Origin of the sequence: Pedobacter sp. JCM 36344 (genome assembly GCF_046546555.1) — a bacterium.
Lineage (GTDB): Bacteria > Bacteroidota > Bacteroidia > Sphingobacteriales > Sphingobacteriaceae > Pedobacter.
Window position 1 is genome coordinate 1 of the sequence record NZ_JBKHKK010000031.1, and the last position, 5,742, is coordinate 5,742.

9 protein-coding genes are annotated in these 5,742 nt (G+C 38.5%); 3 read left to right on the forward strand and 6 right to left on the reverse strand.

Annotated features, from left to right (window positions below; translation table 11 throughout):
• Nucleotides 1-8: 8 nt before the first annotated feature.
• From ACHFIZ_RS17680 to ACHFIZ_RS17705, 6 genes are all read right to left on the reverse strand, one after another.
• Entirely contained in the window at nt 9-887 is an 879-nt protein-coding gene (locus ACHFIZ_RS17680) for a hypothetical protein (protein WP_410888268.1), read from the reverse strand.
• Nucleotides 881-2,014 carry an ATP-binding protein gene (locus ACHFIZ_RS17685; RefSeq protein WP_410888270.1) on the reverse strand — a complete coding sequence of 378 codons (1,134 nt, stop codon included), beginning with the start codon at nt 2,012-2,014 and terminating at the stop codon, nt 881-883. The genes ACHFIZ_RS17680 and ACHFIZ_RS17685 overlap by 7 nt, the downstream gene beginning before the upstream one ends.
• Complete coding sequence (locus ACHFIZ_RS17690) at nt 1,990-2,352, reverse strand: response regulator transcription factor (RefSeq protein WP_410888272.1); 363 nt, start codon at nt 2,350-2,352, stop codon at nt 1,990-1,992. The genes ACHFIZ_RS17685 and ACHFIZ_RS17690 overlap by 25 nt, the downstream gene beginning before the upstream one ends.
• Before the next feature lie 19 nt (nt 2,353-2,371).
• Complete coding sequence (locus ACHFIZ_RS17695; protein ID WP_410888274.1) at nt 2,372-2,998, reverse strand: response regulator; 627 nt, start codon at nt 2,996-2,998, stop codon at nt 2,372-2,374.
• A 701-nt stretch (nt 2,999-3,699) separates the two neighbouring features.
• Complete coding sequence (locus ACHFIZ_RS17700) at nt 3,700-3,885, reverse strand: hypothetical protein (RefSeq protein ID WP_410888276.1); 186 nt, start codon at nt 3,883-3,885, stop codon at nt 3,700-3,702.
• A gap of 113 nt (nt 3,886-3,998) precedes the next feature.
• Nucleotides 3,999-4,247 carry a hypothetical protein gene (locus ACHFIZ_RS17705; protein ID WP_410888277.1) on the reverse strand — a complete coding sequence of 83 codons (249 nt, stop codon included), beginning with the start codon at nt 4,245-4,247 and terminating at the stop codon, nt 3,999-4,001.
• Between the two features lie 157 nt (nt 4,248-4,404).
• Here ACHFIZ_RS17705 and ACHFIZ_RS17710 point away from each other — a divergent pair, with 157 nt between their 5' ends.
• The 3 genes from ACHFIZ_RS17710 to ACHFIZ_RS17720 all read left to right on the forward strand — a co-directional run bounded on the left by ACHFIZ_RS17710 (nt 4,405) and on the right by ACHFIZ_RS17720 (nt 5,631).
• A complete protein-coding gene (locus ACHFIZ_RS17710) occupies nt 4,405-4,836 on the forward strand; it encodes a hypothetical protein (protein WP_410888279.1) in 432 nt (143 codons plus the stop codon).
• A gap of 146 nt (nt 4,837-4,982) precedes the next feature.
• Nucleotides 4,983-5,276: a nucleotidyltransferase family protein gene (locus tag ACHFIZ_RS17715; RefSeq protein WP_410888281.1), complete on the forward strand. Its 294-nt coding sequence runs from the start codon at nt 4,983-4,985 to the stop codon at nt 5,274-5,276.
• Nucleotides 5,266-5,631, forward strand: coding sequence for a DUF86 domain-containing protein (locus ACHFIZ_RS17720; protein WP_410888283.1), 366 nt, complete (start codon nt 5,266-5,268; stop codon nt 5,629-5,631). The genes ACHFIZ_RS17715 and ACHFIZ_RS17720 overlap by 11 nt, the downstream gene beginning before the upstream one ends.
• Nucleotides 5,632-5,742 lie beyond the last annotated feature (111 nt).

Genomic DNA, 5,742 nt, shown 5'->3' on the forward strand with positions numbered 1-5,742 from the left:
TATAGTCCTTAGAATAGCTTTATATGGGACTCCCCTTTTTTAAGTCGGCGCTGACCGACATTAAGCATATGCCTGTCTGCAGGATGTGTGATTTTGAGCCACAGGAACTTCTGTTCTATAAAATCGGAAGCACAGTAACCAAATATGGCTTCACAGGTGTTTGATATCTCTAAAAATGTGTTTTTGTTGACGTCCCTTGTAAACAATACATCCCCGATCCGGTCGAATAAAACCCCATAGGCCGACTTTGATTCAGCGATCTCGACCGTTAGCAAGTCAGATTTTTTACTTGCCAGCCTTGACCCATAGTATAGATAGGCCAGAATAAGGAGCGCAAAGGTGGCAAAAGCACAAAACAAAAAAGCAAAATTAGCAGCAGAGCGCTCCGCTTGTGCCTGTCTGCTATGCAACAACCTTAATTCAGCTTCCTCAATCTGATCACATTTTGCGTTTATGTCAGGGAGCACTACATTTTTCAACCAGGCTGTTTGTACTGCGGACGCTGGAAGGTGCATATTATCCTTATAGAACTTAATCCTTTCGTCCAGCTCCAGTTTGATCGATTCTGATAAGGGACGCATTCCGATATTGTGCAGGGTGAGTCGCCTGAACATAGCAAGTTCTGCCTCTGCCAAAGCAGCACTTCGTTTCAACCGCCTTTTATATTTAGGATCGCCTGTCAATGTATAGTAATGGAAGCTTAGTTCAAGTTCCTGTAGCTGGAATTTGAGCTTTGAAGTATGGATGAAGACTTTGTAGGCATGTATAACCAAACTCTTTTTTTGTTCTGAGGCCTTGAGGTAGCCATAAGACAAATAAAACAAACAACCGAGTGCCAACAAAACCAGCCCCATCCAGTTGCATAGTAGTTTTTTATAGATCAGCATGAGTCCATCTTAATAGTAAAAATGGTGCCCTCATCTGGAACACTGCTGAAGGTTAGGCTGCCTCCATGCAACAGAATAAATTTTTTGGCTATGAAAATTCCTAGTCCGGTACCCTTGATTGCCTTTACATTATCCGCACGGTAAAATGCCTGAGCTACTTGCTTCTGTGATTTGAGAGGAATGCCAATGCCGAAATCAGTGATAATGATCCTGTAACATTTTTGGCTAAAGATGAGTTCAACATGTGGCCGGGGTTTGCCAATTGAATATTTTAATGCATTTGACACCAAATTAGTGATGGCATGGGCCAATAGAAATGGGTCGGCTATAACGATGCGTTGCATCCCTGTCACTACAAACCTGATGGTCCGTTTATCTTTCTGAACTAGTTCAAGGCTATTCAGGGTCTCCTGGATCAGAAGTACCAAGTCTATTTTTTCCTTGTTACAGGTAAATACTTTCGAGTCTATTTGTCCAATGGTCAGGACTTTCTCGATCAATTCAGTCAACCGATCTATTTCGTTGACAATGGTCTGGATGTGCTTTGACAGATGAGAATCCTCAATCCTATTTTTGGCAAGGTGGATTTCTGAGAGCTCTATGCTGGAACGCATAATGGCGAGTGGTGTGCGGAATTCATGGGAAGCCAGGGATACAAAGTTGGACTTCAATCGGTTCAATTCCCGTTCCTTTTCTATGGCAAGTAGGATTTGAGCTTCCGCAGCCTTACGTATCTGCCTGTTCTCTACATCCACACTTACATCCTGCAAGGTGCCCTGTGTTCCTATAATCTCCCCGGATACATCCTTTACCAACATGGCAAATACCTTAACCCAACAGAACGCTCCTGACTTTTTAGTATACCTAACCTCATAGGAACAATGTTGCTTCGCACCTGTCATCATTGGCTTAAATAGCTTTGCGCTTTTCTCCACATCATCCGGATGAATAAATCCATAAAAGGGTTTTCCAATTGATTCATCGATCTTGTAGCCCATGATCCGCGACCAGGAATCATTCAAAAAAAGCCACCTGCCAGCCGCATCAGTCTGGAAAACTACATCATGAATGGATGCTACAAGGCTCTTATATTGTAAAAAATCTAGTTCTTTTGGTTTAATGTGCACGATATCCAGTTTACGAGGTCTATAATTTTAAAGGGTTTGGTGATGAAATCTGCCGCACCAACTTGCTTTGCCCTGGCATAATCTTCTTTATCGGTACGGGCAGTTAAAAAAATAAATGGAGGTCGCCAGGCCTGCTTATCAAGCTCGGCTTTTACCTGATACCCATCCAGATCCGGCATTGTGATGTCACAAAGCACCAGGTCAGGGCATTCTTGTTCGGTCATGACAATTCCTTCTATGCCATTCTTGGCAGTAATGCACTTGTAACCGTACATTTCGAGCAGCTCCTGCAAGTTTTCCCTCAATACTTGTTCGTCCTCGATCAGCAGTATCAGCAAAATTTGCCTCTTTTCATAGTTAAAAATTTGTAGTGATGGCGATCAGCTCACTTTTGGAGTGAATCTTGAGTTTCCGGTAAATGTTCTTCGCATGGTGGTTAATGGTGAAAAAAGTAACCTTCAACATGGAAGCGGCCATCTTATTGGACATGCCCGTTTTTAAAAGATAAATCAGTTCTACCTCTCTTTTGGTAAGCTTGGGATAGGCCTCTTTCAAACTTTGAGCTACCTGCCTTACTTCCAATAAATGGTTCACGATCGATGGGGACAATGGGATACCTCCTTCAAATGCTTTATGCAAGGCATCCTTAATGAACTGCAGGCTGCTTGATTTCAGTAAGAAACCGTTTGCTCCCTTATAAAGGGCCATTCTGGAGATATTTGGTTCAGAGACCGAAGAAAATATAATGATACTTGCTTTAGGAAAAAATTGTTTAATTACGTGAATCTGATCAAGGCTATTTCCTGAAGGGAGCATAAGGTCCAGCAGTATGATGTCTGGCCGATCACATGATTTCAACTTGCTCAGCTCTTTGAGATCCCGGATACTGAAAACTACTTCAAATGTATCATCCCCGCCAAAAAATTCTCTATAATTGTCTAGTAGTATTGAATCATCCTCCACCAACCCAAGTTTAATTAACATAGCTTTAAACTTACGCTAATACGCCAACCATTAGCCGCTTTCCCTATTAAATATTTAGCATTAAAGTGAAGACTTTGATCTTTAAAATTTTTGTATGCACCTGTCGCATAGGTATCTTCTTATTGGTAGGAAGGAAAAATAGTTCCTCAAAAATTTCGAAAAACTTATCCTAGAAAAATATATAGAATCATTACACTTACCGCATTTTTTTTAAAAATACATCTTGTAAAGGTTGGTTTTTTCAACCGCTATAAAAATCACTTAAACAAGTAGGTTTCTGGTGGGCTTAACTTTGAACAATCCAACTTTGAGATAATCTATGAAAACAACGTTATATTTACCATCAAGAAATGGGATGGTTTTTTGTGCATCTCAAGGGTAAACTTTGAGTAAAAAAACTCCACTCCTTTTTCAGCGTTAAGCACGCTATTGTACTGATATTGTCAAAGAGAATTGTGCTTTCCGAAAAATTAAAAGAGAACACAAAACACAACCATCAGTCCGTCTCGTTAATGTCCTTTTGCTTAATATTTTCAACATTATTGTTTAACAACCATTTTTGTATACCCTTGTATTTATAAGCTGGTTTTTAATCAAGTATGTATTATAGCAACCTTATTGATCCTGAAGGTTCTGTTGAGGTATAATATAGGGTTTTTGAAATAGAAGATGTTTTCTTCAAGTATCTGGTACTGGATGGACTAGTCCGGTAGGGTCTTAAGTAGTTCCTTGGCAGGAACCAATTCAAAAGTTCCATCCTTTTTTCCTATTACGAGACTGTCATCACGTAAGGCTGCCTCTTCAGTCATTTTACGCATTGCGATCTTAAGACCAAACATGACCTTATCACTAAATGAAGATTCAGCAGTTATCTCTTTAGCTTTCATGACTGATTTGTTTAATAGAATCCCAAATTTCGTTATTAATAACCGCTTTTCCTAAGCTATCAAACCTTGCTATTATCTGAGGTAAATTATCCATATTGTCAACTAGCATCCACTCATCGCAAATTGGCATACAAATTATATAAGTTGCGAATTCCTTGGCTTTCCATTAATTCACTTATCCGGTTCAGCATTGTCCTTCCTGCTTCTCGAGCTACACTTTCAGGATTAAAAGGAGATAAACCTGCGGCGATGTTATCCGCATTAACAAACTCATGGCAATTAAGAATTTGAGTTAAGATGGTGTAACTGGCCGTTGTTTTCCCAGCACCATTGCAACCAGCTATGATATACAAATTAGGCATATCTAAATGTAGTATAAAATATGTGATATCGCATGTATAACATTTTCACCGAGGGACTGGTCAGGGTCAACGAAGGTTTGGGTAGACGAAAAGAAATATAACCCCAAACTCAAATGCATTTGACTAATATTTGCATTATATTTGTTATATTAGCATAATGGAGATTTATCAGCCTCAAAAAAAGAGAGTAATAGTAGTTTTTTGGAAAAATAATCCAGAAGCCCCATTTGAAGTGTTTTCCAACCTTAAAAACTTTTGCTTAAGCTATACACAGTATAATTACAACACAATAAGTAATTATCTAAGCAAAGCGAAAGTTCCATATGAAAATTCAGACATGCGGATTGAACGCAAGTCAATTATTTCAAAGCCTAAGCCTGTCATTGGAAGTCGAGTTCGAAAAATTGTTCCTGTTTTACGAAGAGTGATGATGAAAGATGCTGATGATGAAGATCGTGATTTGAAGTATTGGCTGAGCAGGCCAGTTACTGAACGCGCAGCAGCAGTAACCTTCATCATTTCTCAGTCATTAACAAAGGGACAAAGAATGGATAAGACGAAGTTAGTAAAGAAAAGAATTCAACTATGACACTAGCTCAGGATTTTGAGGACTTTGTTAGTCTTTTAAACAAGTATAGTGTTGAGTATATGGTGGTAGGTGGCTATGCACTTGCTTTTCATGGTAAGCCATAATCAACCAGACTTGTTACTTAAGAATTCATTATATTTGATTATATGATTCTGTCAAAACAACATATTGATTACATAAGGAGTTATTTTGCTGTTCGCCCAGTCAAAAGAGCATATGTATTTGGATCATATTCTAGAAATGAAGCTGACGAAAATAGCGATATCGATATCCTTGTCGAATTAGATCATACTAAACCAATTGGAATTAGTTTTTTTTCGTATAAATATGAACTTGAGGAAATACTACAAAAAAAAGTGGATCTAGTTAGCAATGAAGGCTTATCGAAGTATGTGAAACCATTTGTTGATAAAGATAAAGTTCTCATTTATGAAAGGTAGATTAGGCGACAAAGTGCGACTTCAGCACATCCTTAATGCAATTAATGAGATTGAAAACTACCTTGACAGCGTAACCTTTGAACAATTTCACATGAACTCGGAGAAACGTTTTGCTACAATAAAACAATTGGAAATCATAGGAGAAGCAAGTAATGCTATTTCAGATGAATTGAAGTCGTTAAACGATGAAATCCCCTGGAAACCCATAATTGGCTTTAGGAATATGGCTATTCATGAGTATTTCGGTATAAACTTACAACTTGTCTGGGAAATTACTGATAATGATTTACCTCCACTAAAAGAAAAGATGCAAACATTACTCAATTCTTTATTATTAGATGCCGATACAAATTGAATCACGTAAGGCCGCCTCTTCAGTCATTTTACGCATTTCTATTTTAAGACCATACATTACCTTATCACTAAATGATGACTTAGAAGTTATCTCTTGAGCTTTATCCAGGGC

Excerpts from the sequence above, each read along its gene's own strand:
- ACHFIZ_RS17700 (WP_410888276.1), bottom strand. The coding sequence starts at position 3,885 with ATGAAAGCTAAAGAGATAACTGCTGAATCTTCATTTAGTGATAAGGTC.
- ACHFIZ_RS17680 (WP_410888268.1), bottom strand. The coding sequence starts at position 887 with ATGCTGATCTATAAAAAACTACTATGCAACTGGATGGGGCTGGTTTTG.
- ACHFIZ_RS17720 (WP_410888283.1), top strand. The coding sequence starts at position 5,266 with ATGAAAGGTAGATTAGGCGACAAAGTGCGACTTCAGCACATCCTTAAT.
- ACHFIZ_RS17695 (WP_410888274.1), bottom strand. The coding sequence starts at position 2,998 with ATGTTAATTAAACTTGGGTTGGTGGAGGATGATTCAATACTACTAGAC.
- ACHFIZ_RS17705 (WP_410888277.1), bottom strand. The coding sequence starts at position 4,247 with ATGCCTAATTTGTATATCATAGCTGGTTGCAATGGTGCTGGGAAAACA.
- ACHFIZ_RS17710 (WP_410888279.1), top strand. The coding sequence starts at position 4,405 with ATGGAGATTTATCAGCCTCAAAAAAAGAGAGTAATAGTAGTTTTTTGG.
- ACHFIZ_RS17715 (WP_410888281.1), top strand. The coding sequence starts at position 4,983 with ATGATTCTGTCAAAACAACATATTGATTACATAAGGAGTTATTTTGCT.